This is a genomic window from Pseudomonas sp. UBA5666 (assembly GCF_002420785.1).
In the GTDB taxonomy this organism is placed as follows: Bacteria; Pseudomonadota; Gammaproteobacteria; order Pseudomonadales; family Pseudomonadaceae; genus Aquipseudomonas; species Aquipseudomonas fulva.
The window spans coordinates 1-24,488 of the sequence record NZ_DIIQ01000038.1 but is presented as its reverse complement, the minus strand read 5'-3'; the positions used below and the strand labels follow the sequence as shown (position 1 = coordinate 24,488).

The following is a 24,488-nucleotide window of genomic DNA, read 5'->3' as shown; positions in this document are numbered from 1 at the left end:
CGGGATGAGTTGACCACTACATGGCCACAGGCGCAAGCGCCGGGCAAACCTTTCATGTCGAGGCATTCGGGAACATCGACAGGGGCGGCAATTGTGTGCACGACGAGGAGCGCGGCGTTACCTGCTACGTATTCTACGGCGGACACTTCGGCGGCATCAGCTGCATTTCCGACAGCCAGCAGCAGGCCAGCAATCAGCGCCAGCTCTCCCAGCACGAAACCCAACCCGAACCTCCACCTGCTCTGGCGCCTGGGCGCTGGATTGATGAGAGGTATGAGTTGTGAGGAAAATTCGAGATTTCTTGAAGGCTTTCATAGGGAACGTCAAAGCCTACACATACATGCGTAGCCGCCTAGGGTGTGCTAGTTGGAAGATGGCCGACTCTCTGCATAAGACGTTCGGCGCCTGGCATCCGCATGATGCTATTGACGAAGACCTTGGCTACTGGGGCTAGACATGACCGACCGGATCGAAGCAGAAGGCTGGCTGCTGAGGCAGATCGTCAAGGACGTGGGCCAGTGGCAGAACCCCGCCAAATACCACGAGGCAGCGCGTTGGATGGCGTGGCGTACGCCTCACTGGAGGCTAAGGCCCTGGCCGCTGGAGTCAAGCCATGAGATCTTTGGGAGAAATCATCGAAGCTTCGAAATCGAGCGACTGCCCCGACTACGACGACCTGCGCCTATCAAACACCATCAAAATCACCATTCGTCCAAGTCGTGGAGACGTTGTATCTGGTGCTTGTACTCGCACACTATCTGATAGGTAGAACTCGCGGTCCCAGTGACGAGAGCACCTACCACGTCGCAATCTGCCTCTACGAACTTCTCCCACGCTGCCTGCGCCTGGGGCATCATGGCCGGTACATTTTTCGGGAGCGAGCCTTCATCGACATACCCCTTTGCGGTGGCCAGGGCCTTCTGGTACTTCTCTTCCACCGCGTCCTTGGCCGCCTCCCGCATTTCATATGCGCAATGAGCTGAATCCTGCGTGGTTTTGGTCTCCGGCTTTCTCAAGCACTGCTGCCAATCGGCCTCAAGCTTCGCCGCGTACTGACGCACCGCTGCATCCCGTGCTGCAATCTCTGCTTCTTCCCCGTGCAGCTCGGCGTGGGCTGCGCCCACTACTGCCAGCACCGCGCCAGCGATACCGGCCTTGATAACGGTCTTCATTGGTCTCATTTCCCTGAGTCATAGCCCGGCCGGCGTGATGCCGTTCCAGGCGGGTTTGGCTCGGCCAGAAGCCGGGCGAGGTGATCCTGACGCATTATATGCGTTGCCATTACCCTCGAGTTGGAGCACCGCAACATTTCAACCGCAATCAAGGCCTGATCAAAGCGCGCGATTAGCTTCGACAAGATCGTGACGCCCTGCGGTATGCCGGAGGACACCTTCTATGACCCTAGCCCTGATGTACATGGCCTACCTGATTTGCAGGGGGCCGCGATGAGCGCAGCGGTTGAAGTGCTCGACACATGCAGTGCCCGCCGCATGATGTGGTTCGACAAGGAAGACCAGCGCGCCCTGTTCGGCGACATCCGCGACGACGAAAACCAGCGATGCGACAGCCGGATACTGAAGGTTGAGCCAGATGTGCTGATGGACTTTCGGAGTCTGCCCTTGGGGACGCCGCTTTGCGCTTGGTCGTGTTCGATCCGCCGCATCTGACCCGGGCCGACGTGGCTCGCTGGATGCGGGCAATGTACAGAGTGCTCACCAGTGAATGGCGGGAGGATATCCCCCAAGGCTTTGCCGAGCGTTTCCGTGTACTGGAACCTGAGGGAATCCTGATCTTCAAGTGAAACGAAGCCCAAGTGCTGGTCAGCACCAACCAGTCCCTTCGTGTTCCAACCTAGCAAAGGTGGGCTGTGGATCAACGAGCCAAGTGTTACAATCCGCCACTTCAAATCGGCGCTGAAGGCGCTGAACATCCGTGAACGCCGTCAGTACGACACCCGCCACACCTACGCAACCATGTGCCTGATGTCTGGGATGAACCCCGCGTTCATCGCGAGCCAGCTCGGCTACAGCGTCGAGATGTAGCTCTCTACCTACGCGAAATGGATCAGCTCCTCCTTGGACTGGAGGGAGCTGGAGAAGCTGCCGCCCCGAGTCGAAATGGCCCAAAATTGGCCCAGAACTGACGAGAGGGCCTAAATACACCTCTGGAACCCCCGCAGGACAAGCACTTGATCTCCACAGCAAACATCACCATGCAATTCGGCTCCAAGCCGCTGTTCGAAAACGTTTCGGTCAAATTCAACAATGGCAACCGCTATGGCCTGATCGGCGCCAATGGCTGCGGCAAGTCGACCTTCATGAAGATCCTGGGCGGCGACCTGGAGCCTTCTGGCGGCCAAGTGATGCTCGAGCCCAATACGCGCCTGGGCAAGCTGCGCCAGGACCAGTTCGCCTACGAAGCATTCACCGTGATCGATACCGTGATCATGGGCCACGGCCATCTCTGGAAGGTCAAGGCCGAGCGTGATCGTATCTATTCGCTGCCTGAAATGTCCGAAGAAGACGGCATGGCTGTCGCCGAGCTGGAAACCGAGTTCGCCGAAATGGACGGCTACACCGCCGAGTCGCGCGCAGGCGAATTGCTGCTGGGCCTGGGCATTCCGCTGGAGCAGCATTTCGGCCCAATGAGCGAAGTAGCGCCGGGCTGGAAGCTGCGTGTGCTGCTGGCCCAGGCCCTGTTCTCGGACCCGGACGTACTGCTGCTCGACGAGCCGACCAACCACCTGGACATCAACACCATCCGCTGGCTGGAAACCGTGCTCACCGCGCGTAACAGCACCATGGTGATCATTTCCCACGACCGCCACTTCCTCAACAGCGTGTGCACCCACATGGCTGACCTGGACTACGGTGAGCTGCGCCTGTTCCCCGGCAACTACGATGAGTACATGACCGCCGCCACCCAGGCCCGCGAGCAGCTGCTGTCGGACAACGCCAAGAAGAAAGCCCAGATTGCTGAACTGCAGACCTTCGTCAGCCGCTTCTCGGCCAACGCCTCCAAGGCCAAGCAAGCCACCTCGCGGGCCAAGCAGATCGACAAGATCCAGCTGGCCGAGGTCAAGCCGTCGAGCCGGGTCAGCCCGTTCATCCGCTTCGAGCAGACCAAGAAACTGCACCGCCAGGCTGTGACGGTCGAGAAAATGGCCAAGGCCTTCGACGACAAGGTGCTGTTCAAGGACCTCGGTTTCACCGTCGAAGCCGGAGAGCGCGTCGCGATCATCGGGCCCAACGGCATCGGCAAGACCACCTTGCTGCGTACGCTCGTAGGCGAGATGACCCCGGACAAGGGCGAAGTCAAATGGACCGACAGCGCGGAAGTGGGCTACTACGCCCAGGACCACGCCCATGATTTCGAAGACGACATGACCCTGTTCGACTGGATGGGCCAGTGGACATCGGGTGAGCAGGTGATCCGCGGCACGCTGGGGCGCATGCTGTTCTCCAACGATGAGATCCTCAAGTCGGTCAAGGTCATCTCCGGTGGCGAACAGGGCCGCATGCTGTTCGGCAAGCTGATTCTGCAAAAGCCCAACGTGCTGGTGATGGATGAGCCGACCAACCACCTGGACATGGAATCGATCGAGGCGTTGAACCTGGCGCTGGAAAACTACCCAGGCACCCTGCTCTTCGTCAGCCACGACCGCGAATTCGTCTCCTCGCTTGCGACCCGCATCATCGAGCTGTCAGCCGACGGCGTGGTGGACTTCAGCGGCACCTACGACGAATACCTGCGCAGTCAGGGCGTGGTGGCTTGATTCAGCGTATTCACTGAGCGCTTTTCAGGCTGCGGGGCCTCGAGCGTCTGCTCGAAGAACGCAGCCGTCTCGCGTTGCAGCGAACGATGGATGTGCCGGCGGTCCACCCCCTCGGCATCCTTGCACAGCGCCGGCATGCGCAAAGCCTGCTCGGCGTTACAGCGCGCCATGAACACGAAATGACCAGCGCCTGCCAGCAGGCGGTAGTCAGGTGTGACGGGCAACTTGCGGGCCAGGGCTTGGGCGTTGCGATCGACGGCGACGAGCTGGTCCTTGTCGCCACTGTAGATGAGCACCGGTAGGTGCACATCGACCAAGGCGTGGCGTCCGAACAGCAGGCTCAGCGGCGCCATCAGCATCACCGCCCCGACGCGGGAATCTGCCTGGGGTGACAGTTCGCTGCGGTCGGCAATCAACACACCGTGGGTTTTGCAGGCGTCGTGATCATCGGGTCGCTCGAGGCAATATGCACGCAGGCGGTCAAGGTCAGGGCGCGCGCCGGCCAGGATCAAGGCGGTTTCGCCGCCGGCCGAATAACCGATCAATCCGACTTTCCCACCGTTCAGCCGAGGCCCAAGCAGCGCATCGCTGCGCGCAGCGGTGATGGCGGCGCTGACTTGCAGTGGCCGACCGTACAGATTGCTCAGGGTGCCCAACCGGCTGGGGTCGCGGGCATTGTCGCCTGGGTGGACCACAGCGACCACCACATACCCTTGCCTGGCCAGTGACGTTGCCAGGTAGTGCAAGGCCAGGGGGCTACCGGTGTTGCCATGCGAAAGCACGAGCAACGGAAAACGCCCCTGGGCCACAGGCACCTCTTCAGCCACCTCCAGCGCGTAACCGTCGATGTGGCTGGCCCGAGCATGCCCCTCGGCAGGATAGAACGCCAAGGCTTGCATGGGTCGGCTGTCTACCGGGTCGGTCAGCATCATATGATGCAAGCCGGCTACCCAGGGCGAAGCATTGGCTGCGCCCATCGAGCCAACGACCATGGCCAGTGCCAGCAAGCAACGAAGAAGGATCATGGGGGCTCTGCGCATGGCCGCTGGATAGGTTGAGCTTAATCGCTGCCCTTGCGTCAAAAATGAAAAACCGATGAAACATCGGCCGCGCCAGGGCTGATCCGTTTTGTGTTTGTGCCCGCCATCGAACCCGTGGCATATAGGCAGGTCAATCAGACGTCGTCGATCATTCGCAATCGTGGAGAGCCGAGCATGAGCACACCCGCTTACCAACCCCCGAAGGTATGGCGCAACGAAGCGGCCTCTGGTGGCCACTTCGCCAGTATCAACCGGCCGGTCGCCGGGCCTACCCATGACAAGGACCTGCCAGTGGGCGAGCAACCGCTGCAGCTTTATTCCTTGGCTACACCCAATGGCGTCAAGGTCACCATCGCCCTGGAAGAGCTGCTGGAACTCGGCCATGCCGGCGCTGAATACGATGCCTGGCTGATCCGTATCGGCGAAGGTGACCAGTTCTCCAGCGGCTTCGTGCAGGTCAATCCAAACTCCAAGATTCCCGCATTGGTTGACCGCAGCGTCGAGCCGCCGGTGCGGGTATTCGAATCGGGGTCCATCCTGCTGTACCTGGCCGAGAAGTTCGATGCCCTGCTCCCGCAAACTGCAGCCGAACGCACCGAAGCCCTGAACTGGCTGTTCTGGCAAATGGGCGCGGCGCCGTACTTGGGTGGTGGGTTTGGGCATTTCTACGTGTATGCGCCGGAAAAAATCGAGTACGCGATCAATCGCTTCACCATGGAAGCCAAGCGGCAGCTGGACGTGCTCGACCGCCGTTTGGGCGAAACCACCTACCTTGCCGGCGGTCATTACAGCATCGCTGATATAGCGGTGTGGTCATGGTACGGCCAGCTTGTGCTGGGCAACCTCTACAACGCTGCAGAGTTTCTCGCAGTTCACGAATACCCCAACGTTCAGCGCTGGGCCCAGGCGATCGCTGCACGTCCCGCCGTGCAACGCGGCACGCGCGTGAACCGGACCTGGGGTGATGAAGCCAGCCAGGTACCGGAGCGGCATTCGGCAGCGGATCTGGACTGAACGGCCTGCTGATCCTCGGGCGGCCCTGCTGGCGGGGCCGCCCAGGTGTCAATGAGGTGCCCCCATTCAATGCCCCCTTGCACGCACCCGTTTGCTCCTGCGCACACCTGCGTACGCTTTAACCTTCTTGTACACTCCCCGCATTAGCCTAATGCTGTTCACTTAGGGCCGCTGCGCGGCCCATCGCGGTCCCAACGATCTCAGATGAACAGCATTACCGCATTAGCTCAACCTGCATTTTCTGGTGAACGCATGATCGAGGTAACCGAGGTTTCCATCGCCGAGTTGCGCAGCGCGCTCGAGGCGGGCCGCACGACGGCGGTCGAACTGGTCAAGGCCTACCTGGCCCGCATGGACGCCTACGATGGCGCCGGCACCGACACCGCCCTCAACGCCGTGGTAGTGCGCAATCCCGATGCACTTGCCGAAGCCGAGGCCTCGGACGCCCGCCGGGCCCGTGGCGAGGTGCTTGGGCCCTTGGACGGCATACCCTACACCGCCAAGGACAGCTATTTGGTAAAAGGCCTGACCGCAGCGTCCGGTAGCCCAGCCTTCAAGCACCTGATAGCCCAGCGCGACGCCTTCACCATCGAACGGCTGCGCGGAGCCGGGGCCATCTGCCTGGGCAAGACCAACATGCCGCCCATGGCCAACGGTGGCATGCAGCGCGGCGTCTATGGTCGCGCCGAGAGCCCCTACAATGCGGCGTACCTGACCGCGCCCTTCGCTTCGGGCTCCTCTAACGGTGCCGGTACCGCGACAGCTGCGAGCTTCAGCGCCTTCGGCCTGGCCGAGGAAACCTGGTCCAGCGGCCGAGGCCCTGCGTCGAACAACGGGCTGTGCGCCTACACCCCTTCACGCGGGATCATTTCGGTCAGGGGTAACTGGCCCCTCACGCCGACGATGGATGTGGTCGTGCCGTTCGCCCGCACCATGCATGACCTGCTGGAAATTCTCGACGTGGTCGTGGGCGATGATCCCGATACCCGGGGTGACCTATGGCGGCTGCAGCCCTGGGTCTCGATCCCGAAACCCTCGCAGGTCCGCCCGACCAGCTACCTGGACCTGGCAGCAGGCACCGCCGCCCTGCAAGGCAAGCGATTCGGCGTACCGCGCATGTACATCAACGCCGACGAGCACGCGGGCACGTCGGAAAAACCGGGCATTGGCGGCCCTACCGGCCAGCGCATCCAGACGCGGGCAAGCGTCATGACGCTGTGGCAGCAAGCTCGCCAAGCCCTGGAAAAGGCCGGTGCCCAGGTTGTGGAAGTCGACTTCCCGCTGGTCTCCAACTGTGAAGGCGACCGGCCGGGCGCGCCGACCGTCTACAACCGGGGCATCGTCAGCAAGGCATTCCTGCACGATGAGCTGTGGGAGCTCTCCGGCTGGGCGTTCGACGACTTCCTGCGCGCCAATGACGACCCGAATCTCAACCGGCTGGCGGATGTGGACGGTCCACGAATTTTCCCACACGACCCTGGCACCCTGCCCAACCGTGAGGATGATCTGGCCGCCGGCATGGATGAGTACGTCAACATGGCCAAGCGCGGCCTGAAGACCTGGGATCAGATCGAGACCCTGCCTGACGGTCTGCGTGGCCTTGAACAGACTCGCAAGATCGACCTGGAAGACTGGATGCAAGCGCTTGGGCTCGATGCCGTGTTGTTCCCCACCGTGGCCGACGTCGGGCCGGCCGACGCCGATGTGAACCCGACATCGGCCGACATTGCCTGGAGCAATGGCGTGTGGGTGGCCAACGGGAACCTGGCCATACGCCACCTGGGCGTGCCCACGGTCACCGTGCCCATGGGCGTGATGAGCGACATCGGTATGCCGGTAGGCCTGACCTTCGCGGGGCGGGCCTACAGTGACACTGCACTGTTGAGCTTTGCCGCAGCGTTCGAAGCCACCGGTTCACGGCGGATGATTCCACCCCGCACCCCGCCCTTGGGCTGACGGCACAACAGAGCGCCAGGCATCTCGCGAAAATCAACGTTATGTGTAAATATGCACAAACTGTTGATTCGAAGAGTTCGCATGGCCCTCTTACCCGAAGATGAACGCCGCTTAACCTTGAGCGTGCTCAAAGCCTCCATTGAGGCCTTGGGCAGCGTTGTCACACAAAACACCGAAATCCTGCTTCACGACCTGGACCATCCCGAACGGTCCGTCGTTGCCATCGTCAATGGCCACCTCTCCGGCCGGCAGGTGGGAAGCCCTATCCTGGCTGTACCGGAGCAGGATCAAGGCCTGAAAGCGTTGCTCAAGGCCGCGGCTGATCAGCAAGGCTGCGGGCCTGTCGTACTGCCCGACTACCCGACCGCCATCAAGGGCCGCACGCTGCGCAGCGCTACCGCGATCTTTCGCGACAGCGCTGGCCACCCCTTCGCCAGCCTGTGCATCAACACCGATGTCACGGGCCTGGAGGCTGCCATGGGCTTTTTACAAAGCTTCGCGCCCATGGGCACCGCGCCCGCGCTGGCGGAGCCCGCCGACATGGAGGCGCTGATGACCGAGATCATCCAGGCGGCCCTGCATGGCACCGGCCAAGGCCGCATGACCAGGCAAGCCAAGATCGAAGCGGTGCGCGTGATGCAGGAACGCGGGCTGTTCATCGTAAAGGGCGGCGTCGAGAAAGCGGCCAACGCCCTCGGCGTGACCCGGTACACCGTCTACAACTACCTCGAACATTTGCGCGGAGCCTCCCAGTGACCTTGCACATCCCTACCCCCCTTATCGAATCACGCCCACTGTCGCTGGCTGCCGATTGCACAGTCTGGCTCAAGCTCGAAGCATTGCAGCCCTGCGGCTCCTTCAAGCTGCGCGGCGTCGCCCACGCCTGTGAGTTCCACCACGGCCGCGGCGCTAAACGGTTCGTGTCGTCGTCAGGCGGCAATGCCGGGCTCGCTGTCGCCTATGTCGGGCGCAAGCTCGGCCTTCCCGTGACCGTTGTCGTGCCCGAGACCACCACCGCGCGCGCCCAGCAATTGCTGCGCCTTGAAGACGCGGAGGTCATCGTCCACGGGCAGTCCTGGCAGGAGGCCAATGCGTTGGCGCTGAGCCTGATGGGCGACGATGCCGCGTTCATTCACCCGTTCGACGATCCGCTGCTGTGGGAAGGCCATGCCAGCCTGGTCGACGAGGTGGCAGAAGCCGGCATCAAGCCCGATGCCGTCGTGCTTTCCGTGGGCGGCGGCGGTTTGCTGAGCGGCGTCGTGCAGGGGCTACAGCGCAATGGTTGGGCCGATGTGCCGGTCCTGGCCGTGGAAACCCAGGGCGCAGCCTCCCTGCATGCCGCCATCGAAGCCGGCGAATTGGTGACGTTGGAGCGGCTGGATACGATTGCCACCACGCTGGGCGCGAAACAGGTAGCCGAACACGCGTTTCTCTGCACCCAAGAACATCCCGTGCAAAGCCTGCTGGTCAGTGACCGGCAGGCCCTGGAGGCGTGCGAGCGCTTTTTGCTGGATCACCGTCTGCTGGTCGAGCCGGCCTGCGGCGCCGCTTTGGCGGTGGGGTATGACGCCAGCGCACTGGCAAGCTACCGCAATGTACTGGTGGTCGTGTGCGGGGGCGCCACGGCAACCTTGGCGCAGATCCAGGCGTGGCGGGCAGCGCTCGAGGCATGAAACCAGCCTGCGGGTGCGGGGAGCGGCCCTGAACCCGCTCCTTGCGTCACCGGCTGCAAAGTGCACCTGACGAAACGGCTTATAAAAAAGCCCGTGATACACACGGGCAACTGAGCACCAACGCAATAACCTGTGTTCTCAGCCCTTCTTCAATGCCTGCTCTTTGTGCATGGCCATGTGCCCGGTCTTGTCGCTCTTGACCTCGTACTGTGGCTCCTCCTTTGAGCAATGGCGCTGACGCCCCATGAATTCGACATCCTGGGTATGCACTTTCTCGACGGTGCCATGTATGACGCCGGCCTCTGAGTTCCAGTGCACCTTGTCACCTTTCTTGAAGGCATTGCTCATCGATTTCTCCTTGCACCCTGCGTGGGAAGATTGAGAGTGTCATCTGTCGTTGTTCTACTGAGCACGCCGAACGCAAAAAGATTCAGTCACGGCAACGCTGCCCGGACGAAATGCAATTGCACCCTTTCGATCTGCGGCGAGTGAAGGCACAATGCGTGTCCTTTTTTTGGCCGGCCTTGCCGAGGGCCTCTAAATGATCAATACGCCGTACTACCTCATCGACAAGACCAAGCTGCTGAGCAACATGCAGAAGATCGCCTATGTGCGCGAACACTCGGGTGCCAAAGCGCTGCTGGCGCTCAAGTGCTTCGCCACTTGGTCGGTGTTCGACCTGATGCAGCAGTACATGGACGGCACCACGTCGTCTTCGCTGTACGAGCTCAAGCTCGGCCGCCAGAAGTTCGCCGGTGAAACCCACGCCTATAGCGTGGCGTGGGCCGACGACGAGGTCCAGGAGATGCTCGAGAACTGCGACAAGATCATCTTCAACTCCATCGGCCAGCTGCAACGCTTCGCCGAGCAGTCCGAAGGCAAGGTCCGGGGTTTGCGCGTCAACCCCCAGGTCAGCAGCTCGGACTATCAGCTGGCCGACCCGGCGCGCCCGTTCAGCCGCCTGGGGGAATGGGACCCGGCCAAGATCGAGACCGTGATCGATCAGGTATCAGGCTTCATGTTCCACAACAACTGCGAGAACGGCGACTTCGCCTTGTTCGATCAGATGCTGTCCCGTATCGAGGAACGTTTCGGCCACCTGCTGCACAAAGTGAAATGGGTAAGCCTGGGCGGCGGCATCCACTTCACCGGCGAAGGCTATGCACTGGACGATTTCTGCGCGCGCCTGAAGGCGTTCTCGCAGACCTATGGCGTGCAGGTCTACCTGGAGCCAGGTGAAGCCGCGATCACCCAGAGCGCTTCGCTGGAAGTGACTGTGCTGGACACGCTGTACAACGGTAAGCACCTGGCCGTGGTCGACAGCTCGATCGAAGCGCACATGCTCGACCTGCTGATCTACCGCCTCAACGCCAAGATGGCGCCCAACGACGGCGAGCACACCTACATGGTATGCGGCAAGTCTTGCCTGGCCGGCGATATTTTCGGTGAATACCAGTTCGAACGCCCGCTGGCGATCGGCGACCGCCTGTCCTTCGTGGATGCTGCGGGTTACACCATGGTCAAGAAAAACTGGTTCAACGGTTTGAAGATGCCATCCATCGTGGTCAAGCAACTCGACGGCAGCGTCGAGGTGGTACGCGAGTTCGGTTTCGAAGACTACGTTTCCAGCCTGTCGTAAGACAGGCCTCGTCTGTAAGGAGCAACAGGTAAATTGAAGAAGAACGTTCTTATCATTGGTGCAGGAGGTGTCGCCAAGGTGGTGGCCCACAAGTGCGCGCAGCATAACGACGAACTGGGTCGTATTGCCATCGCGTCACGGAACATCTCCAAATGCCAGGCCATCATCGACAGCGTCAAGGCCAAGGGTAGCCTCAAGGTACCCGCCGACATTCAGGCCTTTTCGCTCAATGCCCTCGACGTCGAGGCAACTAAAGCATTGATCCGCGAGACCGAATCGCAAATCGTGATCAATGTCGGCTCCGCGTTCCTGAACATGTCGGTGCTGCGTGCGTGCATCGATACCGGCGTCGCCTACCTGGATACCGCTATCCACGAGGAGCCGGGCAAGATCTGTGAAACCCCGCCATGGTACGGAAACTACGAGTGGAAACACCTCGAAGAGTGCCAGGCCAAGAACATCACGGCCATTCTCGGCGTCGGTTTCGACCCGGGTGTGGTCAACAGCTACGCCAAACTGGCGCAGCAGCAGTATTTCGACCACATTGATTCTATCGACATTCTCGACGTCAATGCAGGCTCGCATGGCAAGTACTTTGCCACCAACTTCGACCCGGAAATCAATTTCCGCGAGTTCACCGGGCAGGTGTGGAGCTGGCAGAACAGCCAGTGGACCAGCAACACCATGTTCGAAGTCAAGCGTACCGATGACCTGCCCGTGGTGGGTTCGCAAAACCTGTACCTCACCGGTCACGATGAAGTGCACTCCATCTCCAAGAACCTGAACGTACCCAACGTCCGATTCTGGATGAGTTTCGGCGAGCATTACATCAATGTATTCACGGTCCTGAAAAACCTGGGCCTGCTCAGCGAGCAGCCAGTCAAGACCGCAGAAGGCCTGGAAGTGGTACCGCTTAAAGTGGTCAAGGCCGTGCTGCCTGATCCTGCGTCCCTGGCGCCCGGCTACACCGGCAAGACCTGCATCGGTGACCTGGTCAAAGGCACCAAGGACGGGCAGCCCCGTGAAGTGTTCATCTACAACGTGGCCGACCACGAAGAGGCGTACGCTGAAACGGACAGCCAGGGCATTTCCTACACTGCGGGCGTGCCACCGGTCGCCGCTGCCTTGCTGGTCGCCCGCGGCGAGTGGGATGCCAAGCGCATGGTCAACGTCGAGGAGCTGCCCGCCGAGCCGTTCCTCAAGGCGCTGGACATGATGGGCTTGCCAACCCGGGTGAAGGATGAAAAAGGTGACCGTCCGTGGGACGCTGAAGCCTGATTCACCCCAGAGGGCGCCGTTGAGGCGCCCTCTTCCGTTATCGATCAGCCCACACTGAATCTTTGGTAACTACTTAAATCCCTCAGCCGTCCGCTGTCCAACCATTCATCGGATAACCCACGAATTTGCTCGGATACCCCGCCGCGCGGCGTTCAACCCTTGCAATTGACCCTGGCCCTCAATACTGTATGAATACTCAGTACGACAGGTAAGAGTCATGCAACTGATCGCCAAACTGGGCATTCTTGCCGATGCCGCCAAATACGATGCATCGTGCGCCAGTAGTGGTGCGCCAAAACGCAGCTCGCGTGGTGGCAATGGTTTGGGCGCTACCAACGGCATGGGCATTTGCCACAGCTATACACCCGATGGTCGCTGCGTGTCTCTGCTGAAAATTCTGCTTACCAACTTTTGCCTGTACGACTGCCAGTATTGCGTCAACCGACGTTCGAGCAATGTGCCTCGCGCACGGTTCAGCCCCGAAGAAGTGGTACGCCTGACCTTGGACTTCTACCGGCGCAACTGCATCAGTGGCCTGTTCCTGAGCTCGGGCATCATTCGCTCTGCCGACTACACCATGGAGCAGCTGATCAGAGTGGCGCGATTGCTGCGCGAAGAACATAACTTCCGTGGCTATATCCACCTCAAGACCATTCCGGACGCCGATCCGCTGTTGATCGAAGAAGCAGGCCGCCTGGCCGATCGCTTGAGCGTCAACATCGAGCTGCCCACCGACGACAGCCTCAAGCGCCTGGCACCGGAAAAACAAGCGTCGACCATTCGTCAAGCCATGGGCGTGATTCATCAGGGGCAGCAAGCGGTGGCCAACGAGCCTCGCGCTCCGCGCTTTACCCCTGCCGGCCAAAGCACCCAGGTTATTGTCGGGGCCGACAGTACCGACGACAGCACATTGCTGCGCAATGCCGAATCGCTGTACCAGGGGTACGGCCTCAAACGCGTCTACTACTCAGCCTTCAGCCCTATCCCCGACAGCCCGGGCAGCGTGCCACTGGCCGCCCCGCCTCTGCTGCGTGAACACCGCTTGTACCAGGCCGATTTCCTCTTGCGTGGATACGGTTATAAAGCCGGCGAGCTGTTGGGCCAGACCGGCAACCTGGCGTTGGATATCGATCCCAAGCTGGCATGGGCACTGGCCAATCGCGAAGTGTTCCCGCTGGATGTGAACCGCGCAGAGCCCGCTCTCCTCGCTCGCATTCCAGGGATAGGCCTGCGCAGTGTGCAGCGCCTGGTCGCCTTGCGTCGCGAGCGGCGTATCCGCTATGACGACCTGATTCAGCTGCGCTGCGTGCTCGACAAGGCGCGGCCCTTTATCGTGACCAGCGATTACCGCCCAGCCCAGGCCGACCTACGCAGCAGCCTGCTGCGTGCCCGCCTGCGCGAGCCACAGGCACCGGTTCAAATGGGGCTCTGGGGGTGATTGCGCTCGATTGCGATGACCTGTTCGGGATCTGGCGTGAGCAAGCCAGGTCCTTGCTGAGCCATGGCATCGATCCATCGCAAGTCACCTGGTCGCAGGGGCCCATGACCGACATGCTGGCGGACACCACCACGCTGCCGGCGGGTACGGGCCCGTTTCGGGCAAAGGTGCCAGCGGCCTTGCTCGGTCAACTGGAAGAAGCGGCACGCTATCACGGCGAGCAGCGGTGGAACCTGTTGTACGACGTGCTGTGGCGGGTCGCCCACGGCGACCGCACGGCGATGCTGGCCGGTGATCGGCTGGGCAGCGAGCTGCATCGACGCATCAAGCAAGTCAGCCGTGAAGCCCATCATCTGCATGCGTTCTTGCGGTTCGTGCCGCTACCTGAAGCGCTGGTCGAGCACTTGCAATTGGACCTGGTCGCTTTTCACGAACCTGCTCACGACATTCTGCAAAGCGCCAGCCCCCATTTTGCCGACAGACTGGGACGGCTGCGGTGGCTGATCGCAACGCCGCGCGATGGCATCCGCTATGACGGCCGCCATTTCGACTATCAACGCCGCTGCCCGGAGCTCTGGCAGCAATGGGCGCAGCACGCAGAAGACCCTGGCGCCGAGTTGTGGCGTACCTACTACCGCCATACCTTCAACCCCGCCCGCCTGAATCCGAATGCCTTGCGCTTGCATATGCCTGGCCGGTTCTGGCGCCATTTGCCAGAAGGGATGCTCATCCCTCAACTGGAGGGCCTGGCGCGCCAAGGCAAGCAGCGTGACGGCCAGGCCGTGGAAGTAGCGGCCCAAGCTGGCAAGCAGATCAACAAGTCCTCCCGGGAAGGTTGACTGCCAGCAGGCAACCAAAGCGTCTGCGACAAACCCTGTCTCGAGCCGAACGTTCCGCGTGCCCTGCCGTCTTAACCTGAGCCGGTGCCGACACGCAAAGAGGACGCGAGATGACCCAACCCGACCCGTCATACGTCAAATGGCTTGAAGAACGCTCCATGCTAAAGGCATCCCAGGAGCGGGCCAGCCTGTACTCCGGGCAAGCGCGCCTGTGGCAACAGCCCTACGCCCAGGCACAGCCGCGCCGTGCGACAGAAATCGCCTCCGTCTGGCTCACGGTCTACCCCGATGCGATCATCGCGCCGGATGGATGCTCAGTGCTGGGTGCCTTGGCCCATGAAGCGCTATGGAAGCGTCTGTCAGACATTGGTATTCAAGGGGTGCACACCGGGCCGATCAAGCGTTCCGGCGGCATCAGCGGACGCGAGGTTACGCCGAGTGTAGACGGCAACTTCGACCGTATCAGCTTCGACATCGACCCGCTTTACGGTACCGAGCAGGAACTGGTGCAGATGAGCCGCATGGCCGCTGCCCACAATGCCGTGACCATCGATGACCTGATCCCTTCGCACACTGGCAAAGGCGCCGACTTCCGTCTGGCCGAGCTGGCGCTGGCGCCCTACCCTGGCCTCTATCACATGGTCGAAATCCGTGAAGAGGACTGGGGGCTGCTACCTGACGTGCCCGAGGGCCGCGATTCGGTCAACCTGCTCCCAGCTCAGTGCGACGAGCTCAAGGCCCGCCACTATATCGTCGGCCAGCTGCAACGGGTGATCTTCTTCGAGCCAGGCGTCAAAGAGACTGACTGGAGTGCCACGGCGCCGATCACGGGCGTGGATGGCAAAACCCGCCGCTGGGTTTACCTGCATTATTTCAAGGACGGTCAACCCTCCCTGAACTGGCTAGACCCGACGTTCACGGCGCAGCAGATGATCATCGGCGATGCCCTGCACGCCCTGGACTGCCTGGGCGCACGTGGCTTGCGTCTGGATGCCAACGGTTTCCTTGGCGTCGAAACCCGGGCCAGCGGCACCGCCTGGTCGGAAAGCCATCCCTTGTCGCTGGTTGGTAACCAGTTGATCGGTGGCATGATCCGCAAGGCAGGAGGGTTCAGCTTCCAGGAGTTGAACCTCACCCTCGATGACATCGCCCAGATGTCCAGCGGCGGTGCCGACCTGTCCTACGACTTCATTACCCGACCGGCCTATCAGCACGCGCTGCTGACCGGCGACACCGAATTCCTGCGCTTGATGTTCAAGGAAATGCACGCCTTCGGCATCGACCCGGCCTCGCTGATCCATGCCTTGCAAAACCATGACGAGTTGACGGTCGAGCTGGTGCATTTCTGGACACTGCATGCGCATGACATGTACCTGTACAAGGGCCAGACCTTGCCAGGCAGCATCCTGCGCGAGCATATCCGCGAGGAGATCTACGAGCGCCTGTCCGGCGAACATGCACCTTACAACCTGCGGTTCGTCACCAATGGCATCTCCTGCACCACGGCCAGCTTGATCACCGCCGCCCTGGGAATCCGTGAGCTTGACGACATCACCCCCGAGCAGGTCGAATCGATACAGAAGCTGCATTTGCTGCTGGTGATGTACAACGCCATGCAGCCCGGGGTGGTGGCCATATCCGGCTGGGACCTGGTGGGCGCCCTGCCCTTGCCTGGCGAAGCGGTGGCTGAGCGAATGACCGACGGCGACACTCGCTGGATTCATCGCGGCGGTTATGACCTGGCAGGTCTTGACCCAGATGCGCACACCTCAGTGCGGGGCATGCCGCGTGCGCGCGCGTTGTACGGCAGCCTTGATGAACAACTGGAGCGCAGTGACTCGTTCGCCAGTAAGGTCAAGAAGCTGCTCGCGGTTCGCCAGGCGTATGGCATCGCCACTAGCCGGCAACTGCTGGTGCCGGATGTGACTTCGCCTGGCCTGCTGGTGATGGTTCACGAACTGCCTGCAGGGCGCGGTACCCAGATAACCGCCCTGAACTTCAGCCAGGACGAGATCAGTGAAGAACTGCAACTGACCGGTTTCACACCAGGCCCTGTGGTGGACATGATCAACGAAACGGTCGAAGGCGATTTGACCGAGGACGGGCGGTTGATGGTCAACCTGGACCCTTACGAAGCGCTATGCCTGCGCATCGTCAACAGCAGTGGCCACGTCTGAGGTGCTGTGACTTGCATTTGCAAGCGCCTGGGCATAGTTTGCGCAAGTCAACTTACCTGTGCCCAGGAGCAACGCAATGTACACCGGCATCGTCCAGGCCGTCCGCCCTCTGCTTGATATCGCCCGTCACCCTGGCCACAACCAGTTCACCATCGACCTCACCCCGGCACTGCTCGACGATCTGAAGATCGGTGCCAGTGTCAGCGTTGAAGGCACTTGCCTGTCGGTCACCGAAATCGAAGGCACGCAGGTGCGCTTCGACGCCATGACGGCAACGCTGGAACGCACCAACCTGCGAAACCTGCAGCCCGGCCAAGGGGTGAACATCGAGCGCTCGGCAAAAATGAATGCGGAGGTGGGCGGCCACCTCATGGCTGGCCACATCGCCACCACTGCAGACATCGTCGACATCTCCATCGCCGACGCCGGTGCATACATCAAGTTCCGCATGCCGCCCGAATGGGCCAAGTACGTCTTTGCCCGTGGCTTTATTGGCGTCAATGGCTGCAGCCTTACCGTCGCCGACATCGACGACAACGTGGTCACCATCAACCTCATTCCAGAAACCCTGCGCCAGACCACGTTCACCCGTTATCAGAAAGGCGACCTGCTCAATATCGAAGTCGATCACCACACCATGGTGCTGGTCGATGTCGTGGAGCGCACCATTCGTAACACCCTGGCCCGCGAGCAACGGTAGACCCGAGGACTGCACATGCTGCCAGCCACCACGGCCACACCTACCTCCAAGCGCCATCGTGTCCACAGGTTACGAGGCCGCGTAGGGTTGGGGCTGGTGGCCGGCCTGTCGGTACTGGCAGGGATGACCGATGCCATCGGTCTGTTGGCCTTGGGCGATTTCGTATCGTTCATGAGCGGCAACACCACCCGCCTTGCCGTCGCCATCAATGACCTCGATGGCCCGATGATACTGCGCCTGGCAGGTGCGCTGTTGGGCTTCGTGGCCGGCAATACCCTGGGGGTGGTGCTGGCACACTCATGCCGGCGCCGTGCTTGGCCAGTGTTGCTGGTGGTAGCGGTGCTGCTCGGGTTTGCGGGGATGACGCCCGCGCCGAATACCTCAGTACCTTTGTTGGCCGCCACATTGGCGATGGGGATGATCAATGCAGTGGTTGAACAGGTCAACGGTCTGCCGATTGGCCTGACCTACGTTACCGGTGCCCTTTCGCGCTTTGGTCGTGGCCTGGGCCACTGGATGCTGGGCGCTCGCCGTCATGGCTGGCGGGTGCAACTGGTGCCGTGGTTGGGCATGTTACTGGGGGCAGCCTGTGGCGCTGGGTTGCAGAAACACCTGGGTCTTCAGGCTATGGTCGGCAGTTGCCTCTTGACCTGCCTGCTGACCCTGGTGTCGCTGCTCATTCCTCGTGCCTGGCAGCGAGGCTACATGCCTCGCTGATCAGTCGATACGGGGATGCTGCTGCACCAGCAGCTTGCGCTTGGCCTCCAGTTCAGCAATCTGGGTATCGATGTCTTCGATTTTCTGCTCGATATTGTCGTGGTGCTCCTGAAGCAGCTCGCGCGCCTCGTCGATGTCGGAGGCTGCTGGCGCCGCGCCACGCAACGGCTTGTTGGCCGTTTCCTTCATGGTCACGCCGGTGATGAAACCGATCACGGCAATCACCATCAGGTAGTACGCCGGCATGTACAGGTTGCCGGAGCTTTCCACCAGCCAGGCGGCCAGGGTCGGGGTAAGGCCTGCAATCAGCACCGAAATGTTGAAAGCACTGGCCAGGGCGCTGTAGCGGATATGCGTCGGGAACATCGCTGGCAGGGTCGAAGCCATCACACCGATGAAGAAGTTGAGCAGCACGGCCATCAGCAGCAGGCCTGCGAAGATCAAGCCCAGCACGCCGCTGTTGATCAGCATGAAGGCAGGAATCGCCGCCGCAAACAGGCCGACGCTGCCCAGAATGATGAAGGGCCGACGGCCAAACTTGTCACTCAGAAGGCCGATTATCGGCTGCACGAACAGCATGCCCACCATGATCGCGATGATGATCAGTACACCGTGATCTTCGCTGTAATGCAGGTTGTGGGACAGGTAGCTGGGCATGTACGTCAGCAGCATGTAGTACGTGACGTTCGTCGCGATCACCACGCCGATGCAGGTGATCAGGCTACGCCAGTGCTTGGTCGCCACTTCCTTGAACGACACCTTGGGCCCGGAAGCCAGGCCTTCACGGTCACCTTGCTCCAGTTTGTCGACATGCTGCTGGAAGGCTGGGGTTTCCTCCAGCGCATGACGCAGGTACAAGCCGATCATACCCAGTGGCAAGGCCAGGAAGAACGGCAGGCGCCAGCCCCACTCGAGGAATTTCTCCTCACCCAATACGGTGGAGATCATCACCACCACGCCGGCGCCCAGTACGAAGCCGGCGATGGAGCCGAAGTCCAACCAGCTGCCCAGGAAACCACGCTTGCGGTCAGGCGCATACTCGGCCACGAAAATCGAAGCGCCGGTGTACTCCCCCCCTACCGAGAAGCCCTGGGCCATCTTGGCCAGCAACAGCAGAATCGGCGCCCATATGCCTATACTGGCATAGGACGGTATCAGGCCAATGGCGAATGTGCTCAAGGACATGATGACGATGGTGGCGGCGAGAATCTTCTGTCGCCCGAAACGGTCGCCGAGCGCGCCGAAGAACAAACCACCCAGTGGTCGGATCAGGAACGGCACGGAGAAAGTGGCCAGCGCGGCAATCATTTGAACGCTGGGGTCGGCATTGGGGAAGAACACTTTGCCCAGGGCATAGGCGACGAAGCCATAGACGCCGAAGTCGAACCACTCCATCGCATTGCCCAGCGCAGCGGCGGTAATGGCCTTGCGCATCTTGGCGTCATCGACGATGGTGATGTCCTTCAGGCCAATCGGCTGAACCCTTTTCTTGCGAGATTTCATTTATTTATCCCTGACGGTGACTGCTCTAAGGGATCAGATACAAAGGGACACTAAATAATTCAGCGCTTAGCGTTTTTTTGTGAAACGCAGGCTTAAAGAGGGATGCGAGCTTTTGGGGCGCTGGGTCATTGGGGCTGCTGCGCAGCCCCAATGACCACGTTTTCAAATACCTTCCAGCGCCAGGTCCATGGCAAAGTAGGTCAGGATCAAGTCGGCGCCCGCACGCTTGATCGCCCCAATGCTCTCGCGCATGACGCGGCCCTCATCGATGGCACCAGCCAGTCCACCGAACTTGATCATGGCGTACTCGCCACTGACTTGGTAGGCCGCCAATGGCAGGCGCGAGGCGTTACGAATGTCGGCAATCACATCCAGATAGGCACCCGCCGGCTTGACCATGAGTACGTCGGCGCCCTCCTGCTCGTCGAGCAGTGATTCGCGCACCGCTTCGCGGCGATTCATGGGGTTCATCTGGTAGCTCTTGCGGTCGCCCTTGAGCGCCGTACCGCCCGCTTCGCGGAAAGGCCCATACAAGGAAGAGGCAAACTTGGTGGAGTAGGCCATGATCGCCGTGTCATGGAAGCCTGCGCCGTCCAGCGCACTGCGAATTGCCTGGACCTGCCCGTCCATGGCCGCCGAGGGCGCGATGAAATCAGCACCTGCCGCGGCGGCAATCACGGCCTGCTTGCCGAGGTTGGCCAAGGTGGCGTCGTTGTCCACGCCGTGGTCATGCAGCACGCCACAGTGGCCGTGGCTGGTATATTCGCAAAAGCAGGTATCGGACATCACGACCATTTCCGGCACCGCATCCTTGCAGATCCGCGACATGCGCGCGACCAGGCCGTTTTCATTCCAGGTGTCGCTGCCCACGGCGTCCAGATGGTGGGAGACCCCGAAGGTCATCACCGAACGAATGCCAGCACGGGCGTAACGCTCGATCTCCTGCGCCAACAGCTTCTCGGGGATGCGATTGACCCCAGGCATGCTCTTGATCGGCACGAAGTCATCGATACCCTCCTCCACGAAGATCGGCAAGATCAGATCATCGAGGCGGAACTCGGTCTCCTGAAAAACGCTGCGCAGCGCTTGACTCTTGCGCAGACGGCGGGGACGGACGGACGGGAAAAGAGTGGACATGACAGCTCCAGAAAGATGAACGGCTTATACCTTAAGCCCGAGCCGCGACACTGGAAAGGCCAAATGACGAGATATTGTCTTGCGTCAAAGGCAATGACCGTCGCGCGGGCCAAAACCTGGCCAGCGCAGCCTGATGTATGGCGTGCGCCCGCACCGGCAGGTTGGATGTGTCAGCGCAGCCAGGGCGGCGGAGGCTCTTGAGCCTGGGGTTGCGCCTGCTCGGCCTCGGCTCGCGCTTCACGGCGGCGGGCATCGTCCAGCCGGGCGGCATCGATCTCGCGCATGACCCCCGCCACGTCCGCTGCCTGCTCATCTTCAGCGAACAACCCCGTGAGCGGGCTGTCGGGACGCAATTCGCCGGCTTCGTACAGGGCCCACATTTCCTGCGCATAACGGGTGGCTTTCAGCTCAGGTGCAAAGCGTCCGAAATAGTGCGCCATGTTCGACACATCGCGCTGCAGCATGCTGAACGCATGGTTGTTGGCCGCAGCGTCCACTGCCTGAGGCAAGTCGATGATCACCGGCCCGTCCGGGCCCAGCAGTACGTTGAACTCCGAGAGGTCGCCATGGACGAGCCCCGAGCAGAGCATCAGTACGATCTGGCTGATCACGAACCGGTGATAGTCCCGCGCCTGGTCCGCCTCGAGGTGAACATCGTTCAGCCGGGGCGCAGCATTGCCATCGGCATCGGTCACCAGCTCCATGAGCAGCACGCCATCCTGGAAGTCGTAGGGCTTGGGTACCCTGACGCCTGCCCCGGCCAGCCGGAAGAGCGCGGCCACCTCGGCGTTCTGCCAGGCATCCTCGGCCTCCTTGCGCCCGTACTTGCTACCCTTGGCCATGGCCCGGGCCTGACGGCTGTTTCGCACCTTGCGCCCTTCCTGATACTCGGCCGCCTGGCGGAAGCTGCGCTTGTTGGCTTCCTTGTACACTTTGGCGCAGCGTACCTGGTTGCCACAGCGCACCACGTACACGGCGGCCTCCTTGCCACTCATCAACGGCCTCAGTACCTCGTCGACCAGGCCGTCCTCAATCAGGGGTTCGATTCTCTTGGGTGTCTTCATCAGGCTGTGTTCGGGTCCTGGCTGTGATGCGGCCTATCCTCTCACAGCCGAGTCGTACTTGCTTGCCCATGTGCCACGCAAGCCGATAAACAAGCAAAGCAATGCAACAGGCGCCAGATGAATTATTCTTAAATCGCCTGCTGGCCGTTCTTTGGCACAATCAGGCTTTCATCTGGATGCCCGGGAACCCGCATGCCTCGCGTACTCACCATCGAAGACGACGCCGTCACCGGTCAGGAAATCGTCGCTGAACTCAACAGCCATGGCTTGGACGTTGACTGGGCCGACAATGGCCGCGAGGGCCTGGCCAAGGCCATCGCCGGTGGTTATGACCTGATCACCCTTGATCGCATGTTGCCGGAGGTGGACGGGCTGACCATCGTCACCACCCTACGCAATCTCAAGATCGCCACGCCCATTCTGATGATCAGCGCGCTGTCGGACGTGGATGAACGGGTGCGGGGCCTGCGTGCAGGCGGCGACGACTACTTGACCAAGCCGTTCGCCTCGGACGAGATGGCAGCGCGCGTCGAAGTCTTGCTGCGCCGCAACAGTGTGCCCATGACGCAGACTAAGCTGCAGGTGGCCGACCTGGAGCTGGACCTCATCACCCATGAAGCCCGGCGCGGCGAGCACACGCTCAATTTGCTCCCCACCGAGTACAAACTGCTCGAATACCTGATGCGTCACAGCGGTCAGGTCATCACGCGGATGATGATCTTCGAGGAAGTCTGGGGGTATCACTTCGATCCAGGCACCAACCTCATTGACGTGCACATCGGCCGCCTGCGCAAGAAGATCGACCTGCCTGGCCAGTCGCCGTTGATCCGTACCGTACGGGGCTCCGGTTATGCCATTGCTGAACCCGTCTAAGGGCTGGAGTTCGTCCACGAGCCGGCTGCTGGCGCTTTACAGTTTTCTGTTCGTGGCCTGGAGCAGCATCCTCATGGGGGTGCTGTACTTCGAGGTTTCCAGCTACCTGAACAAACTCACCCGGCATTCGATGCTGCAGCGCCAACACCTGTTCGCGCACATGAGCGGCAAGCAACTGGACGACGCCCTGATCGCCAGCCAGGCGTTCGAAGAACGCAGTTTCGATGCCTATGGCCTGTTCGACGCGCAACTCAACCCGTTGGGCGGCAGTGTGCGTACCCTGCCCCCTGAGCTGGCACTGGACGGCAAGATTCACGAGCTCAAGCGCTGCCTGAATGCCGACGATCCGAACATGCCGCGCCATAGCTGCGATGCGGTGGCGATCAAGGTGCAGGATGGCCGTTGGTTGGTGTTGTTCCGGGACAACGGCTCGTTGTTCGTCGTCACACGTATCATCCTCGACGCCTTGCTGTGGGGCATCTCGTTGACGCTGATCCCGGGTTTTGCAGGTTGGTACCTGCTCAGGCGCAGGCCGCTCAAGCGCATCCGTGCGGTACAGGCCCAGGCCGAACTGATCGTGGCGGGCGACCTGACCCATCGCTTGCCGCTGTCGGCACGGCGCGATGAGTTGGACATGCTGGCTGCCATCGTCAACGCCATGCTCGACCGCATCGAGCGCCTGATGCACGAGGTCAAGGGTGTGTGCGATAACATCGCCCACGACCTGCGTACGCCGCTGACGCGGCTGCGCGCGCAGCTGTACCGGATACGCCAGCAAAGCGATGCCGATACCGCCCAGGCGGAGGCGCTGGACCAAGCCATTGGTGAAACCGATACGCTAATGGCCCGTTTTCGCGGGCTGTTGCGGATCAGCGAATTGGAAGATCGCCAGCGTCGTGCAGGGTTCACGCAGCTGGACCCACATGACCTGTTGGTGGAACTTCACGATTTCTACCTGCCATTGGCGGAGGACGGTGGCATCCAATTGACCTTGCATCAACCAGGGCAGCTGGCAGCGCTGCATGGCGACCGCGAGCTGTTGTTCGAGGCGCTGGCCAACCTGGTGGGCAACGCCATCAAGTTTACGCCTGAAGGAGGACAGGTACAGATCGCAGCCTCCCAAGATGACACGGGCGTGCACTTGGCTGTGGAAGACACGGGACCTGGCATTGCGGAACAGGAGCGTACTGCGGTGCTCAAGCGGTTCTATCGCAGCGACGAGGGGCATCGGCATGTGGGCTTCGGCTTGGGTCTGTCCATCGTGGCGGCGATCGTGGACTTGCATGGGTTTGGTTTGGAGATCGGTGAAAGTCGGCTGGGAGGGGCGAAGCTGGTGTTGCATTGTCCTCTTGCGGGCTTGGTTAAGTAAGCCGGTGCAGGGCTGGCAATCGTTGCGGTGGTGCGGGCATGGAGCGGACTTGTAGGGGGCGCTGGACCGGCGCGGGGACCCGCGCAGTAAATCCAAAAGTTCCTATTTCGTGTTTGAGTCTTTTAGGGCCGCTTTGCGGCCCATCGCGGCACTAGGCCGCTCCTACAAGTTGCTAGATACCCAGCAGATATCGTGACCACTGTTCCGAATATAACTATTACGCGTACCCAGATGGCTCCACTAAGGAGAGTTTAACGGCTTACTGTTGATCTTGATCTTGCTCTTGCTCTTGCTCT

General features: G+C 61.1%; 21 protein-coding genes and 2 pseudogenes. 17 read left to right on the top strand and 6 right to left on the bottom strand.

All coding sequences use genetic code 11. The features are described from left to right. The first annotated feature begins 20 nt into the window (after positions 1-20). Positions 21-284 (top strand): hypothetical protein, encoded by a 264-nt coding sequence (locus B2Y33_RS16590; protein ID WP_241195015.1) that lies wholly within the window; start codon positions 21-23, stop codon positions 282-284. A gap of 417 nt (positions 285-701) precedes the next feature. On the opposite strand, the gene B2Y33_RS16585 is transcribed toward B2Y33_RS16590, so the two are convergent. Next, positions 702-1,172, bottom strand: coding sequence for a lysozyme inhibitor LprI family protein (locus tag B2Y33_RS16585; RefSeq protein ID WP_028687862.1), 471 nt, complete (start codon positions 1,170-1,172; stop codon positions 702-704). Positions 1,173-1,445: 273 nt separating this feature from the next. Between B2Y33_RS16585 and B2Y33_RS16580 the strand changes: the two are divergent. The 3 genes and pseudogenes from B2Y33_RS16580 to B2Y33_RS16570 form a co-directional block, all read left to right on the top strand. After that, positions 1,446-1,798 (top strand): annotated as a pseudogene (locus B2Y33_RS16580) (SAM-dependent methyltransferase); the annotation flags it as partial. A gap of 43 nt (positions 1,799-1,841) precedes the next feature. Beyond that, positions 1,842-2,156, top strand: a pseudogene (locus B2Y33_RS23090) (integrase). Positions 2,157-2,188: 32 nt separating this feature from the next. Then, a complete protein-coding gene (locus B2Y33_RS16570) occupies positions 2,189-3,775 on the top strand; it encodes an ABC-F family ATPase (RefSeq protein WP_088523792.1) in 1,587 nt (528 codons plus the stop codon). On the opposite strand, the gene B2Y33_RS16565 is transcribed toward B2Y33_RS16570, so the two are convergent. Next, the gene (locus tag B2Y33_RS16565) at positions 3,757-4,800 is read right to left on the bottom strand and encodes an alpha/beta hydrolase family protein (RefSeq protein ID WP_206406118.1); all 1,044 of its coding nucleotides are present in this window, start codon (positions 4,798-4,800) and stop codon (positions 3,757-3,759) included. The genes B2Y33_RS16570 and B2Y33_RS16565 overlap by 19 nt on opposite strands. 189 nt (positions 4,801-4,989) lie before the next feature. Here B2Y33_RS16565 and yghU point away from each other — a divergent pair, with 189 nt between their 5' ends. The 4 genes from yghU (at position 4,990) to B2Y33_RS16545 (ending at position 9,458) form a co-directional block, all read left to right on the top strand. Next, positions 4,990-5,829, top strand: a complete 840-nt coding sequence (yghU, locus tag B2Y33_RS16560; protein WP_049696072.1) for a glutathione-dependent disulfide-bond oxidoreductase — start codon at positions 4,990-4,992, stop codon at positions 5,827-5,829. Between the two features lie 252 nt (positions 5,830-6,081). Beyond that, the gene (locus B2Y33_RS16555; protein ID WP_206406119.1) at positions 6,082-7,785 is read left to right on the top strand and encodes an amidase; all 1,704 of its coding nucleotides are present in this window, start codon (positions 6,082-6,084) and stop codon (positions 7,783-7,785) included. 51 nt (positions 7,786-7,836) lie between these two features. Next, complete coding sequence (locus B2Y33_RS16550) at positions 7,837-8,541, top strand: helix-turn-helix transcriptional regulator (protein ID WP_373456139.1); 705 nt, start codon at positions 7,837-7,839, stop codon at positions 8,539-8,541. Then, positions 8,538-9,458: a pyridoxal-phosphate dependent enzyme gene (locus B2Y33_RS16545; protein ID WP_027916465.1), complete on the top strand. Its 921-nt coding sequence runs from the start codon at positions 8,538-8,540 to the stop codon at positions 9,456-9,458. Before B2Y33_RS16550 ends, B2Y33_RS16545 begins: the two co-directional genes overlap by 4 nt. A gap of 138 nt (positions 9,459-9,596) precedes the next feature. Here the strand turns inward: B2Y33_RS16545 and B2Y33_RS16540 are convergent, their stop codons facing one another. Next, on the bottom strand, positions 9,597-9,806 hold the full coding sequence (locus tag B2Y33_RS16540; RefSeq protein ID WP_027916466.1) for a DUF2945 domain-containing protein: 210 nt from the start codon (positions 9,804-9,806) through the stop codon (positions 9,597-9,599). A 193-nt stretch (positions 9,807-9,999) separates the two neighbouring features. Here B2Y33_RS16540 and nspC point away from each other — a divergent pair, with 193 nt between their 5' ends. From nspC to B2Y33_RS16505, 7 genes are all read left to right on the top strand, one after another. Beyond that, positions 10,000-11,097, top strand: coding sequence for a carboxynorspermidine decarboxylase (nspC, locus tag B2Y33_RS16535; protein WP_027916467.1), 1,098 nt, complete (start codon positions 10,000-10,002; stop codon positions 11,095-11,097). 33 nt (positions 11,098-11,130) lie between these two features. After that, positions 11,131-12,375 carry a saccharopine dehydrogenase family protein gene (locus B2Y33_RS16530; protein WP_049696073.1) on the top strand — a complete coding sequence of 415 codons (1,245 nt, stop codon included), beginning with the start codon at positions 11,131-11,133 and terminating at the stop codon, positions 12,373-12,375. 217 nt (positions 12,376-12,592) lie between these two features. After that, positions 12,593-13,813 carry a putative DNA modification/repair radical SAM protein gene (locus B2Y33_RS16525; protein WP_023533877.1) on the top strand — a complete coding sequence of 407 codons (1,221 nt, stop codon included), beginning with the start codon at positions 12,593-12,595 and terminating at the stop codon, positions 13,811-13,813. After that, positions 13,804-14,652 carry a TIGR03915 family putative DNA repair protein gene (locus B2Y33_RS16520; RefSeq protein WP_027916469.1) on the top strand — a complete coding sequence of 283 codons (849 nt, stop codon included), beginning with the start codon at positions 13,804-13,806 and terminating at the stop codon, positions 14,650-14,652. Before B2Y33_RS16525 ends, B2Y33_RS16520 begins: the two co-directional genes overlap by 10 nt. A 110-nt stretch (positions 14,653-14,762) precedes the next feature. After that, the gene (treS, locus tag B2Y33_RS16515; protein WP_132579161.1) at positions 14,763-16,829 is read left to right on the top strand and encodes a maltose alpha-D-glucosyltransferase; all 2,067 of its coding nucleotides are present in this window, start codon (positions 14,763-14,765) and stop codon (positions 16,827-16,829) included. 76 nt (positions 16,830-16,905) lie between these two features. Continuing rightward, positions 16,906-17,529 (top strand): riboflavin synthase, encoded by a 624-nt coding sequence (locus B2Y33_RS16510; RefSeq protein ID WP_028687858.1) that lies wholly within the window; start codon positions 16,906-16,908, stop codon positions 17,527-17,529. A 15-nt stretch (positions 17,530-17,544) separates the two neighbouring features. Next, positions 17,545-18,246, top strand: a complete 702-nt coding sequence (locus B2Y33_RS16505; protein WP_206406120.1) for a YoaK family protein — start codon at positions 17,545-17,547, stop codon at positions 18,244-18,246. On the opposite strand, the gene proP is transcribed toward B2Y33_RS16505, so the two are convergent. The 3 genes from proP to B2Y33_RS16490 all read right to left on the bottom strand — a co-directional run bounded on the left by proP (position 18,247) and on the right by B2Y33_RS16490 (position 21,950). Further along, complete coding sequence (gene proP, locus B2Y33_RS16500) at positions 18,247-19,749, bottom strand: glycine betaine/L-proline transporter ProP (protein ID WP_027916473.1); 1,503 nt, start codon at positions 19,747-19,749, stop codon at positions 18,247-18,249. 162 nt (positions 19,750-19,911) lie between these two features. Then, positions 19,912-20,886: a porphobilinogen synthase gene (gene hemB / locus B2Y33_RS16495; RefSeq protein ID WP_027916474.1), complete on the bottom strand. Its 975-nt coding sequence runs from the start codon at positions 20,884-20,886 to the stop codon at positions 19,912-19,914. 170 nt (positions 20,887-21,056) lie between these two features. Next, positions 21,057-21,950, bottom strand: a complete 894-nt coding sequence (locus tag B2Y33_RS16490) for a PA4780 family RIO1-like protein kinase (protein ID WP_145131262.1) — start codon at positions 21,948-21,950, stop codon at positions 21,057-21,059. Positions 21,951-22,142: 192 nt separating this feature from the next. Here B2Y33_RS16490 and B2Y33_RS16485 point away from each other — a divergent pair, with 192 nt between their 5' ends. Together B2Y33_RS16485 and B2Y33_RS16480 are read left to right on the top strand one after the other, a co-directional pair. Further along, positions 22,143-22,823 carry a response regulator transcription factor gene (locus B2Y33_RS16485; protein ID WP_027916476.1) on the top strand — a complete coding sequence of 227 codons (681 nt, stop codon included), beginning with the start codon at positions 22,143-22,145 and terminating at the stop codon, positions 22,821-22,823. Further along, on the top strand, positions 22,801-24,192 hold the full coding sequence (locus B2Y33_RS16480; RefSeq protein ID WP_206406121.1) for a sensor histidine kinase: 1,392 nt from the start codon (positions 22,801-22,803) through the stop codon (positions 24,190-24,192). Before B2Y33_RS16485 ends, B2Y33_RS16480 begins: the two co-directional genes overlap by 23 nt. Positions 24,193-24,488: the final 296 nt, after the last annotated feature.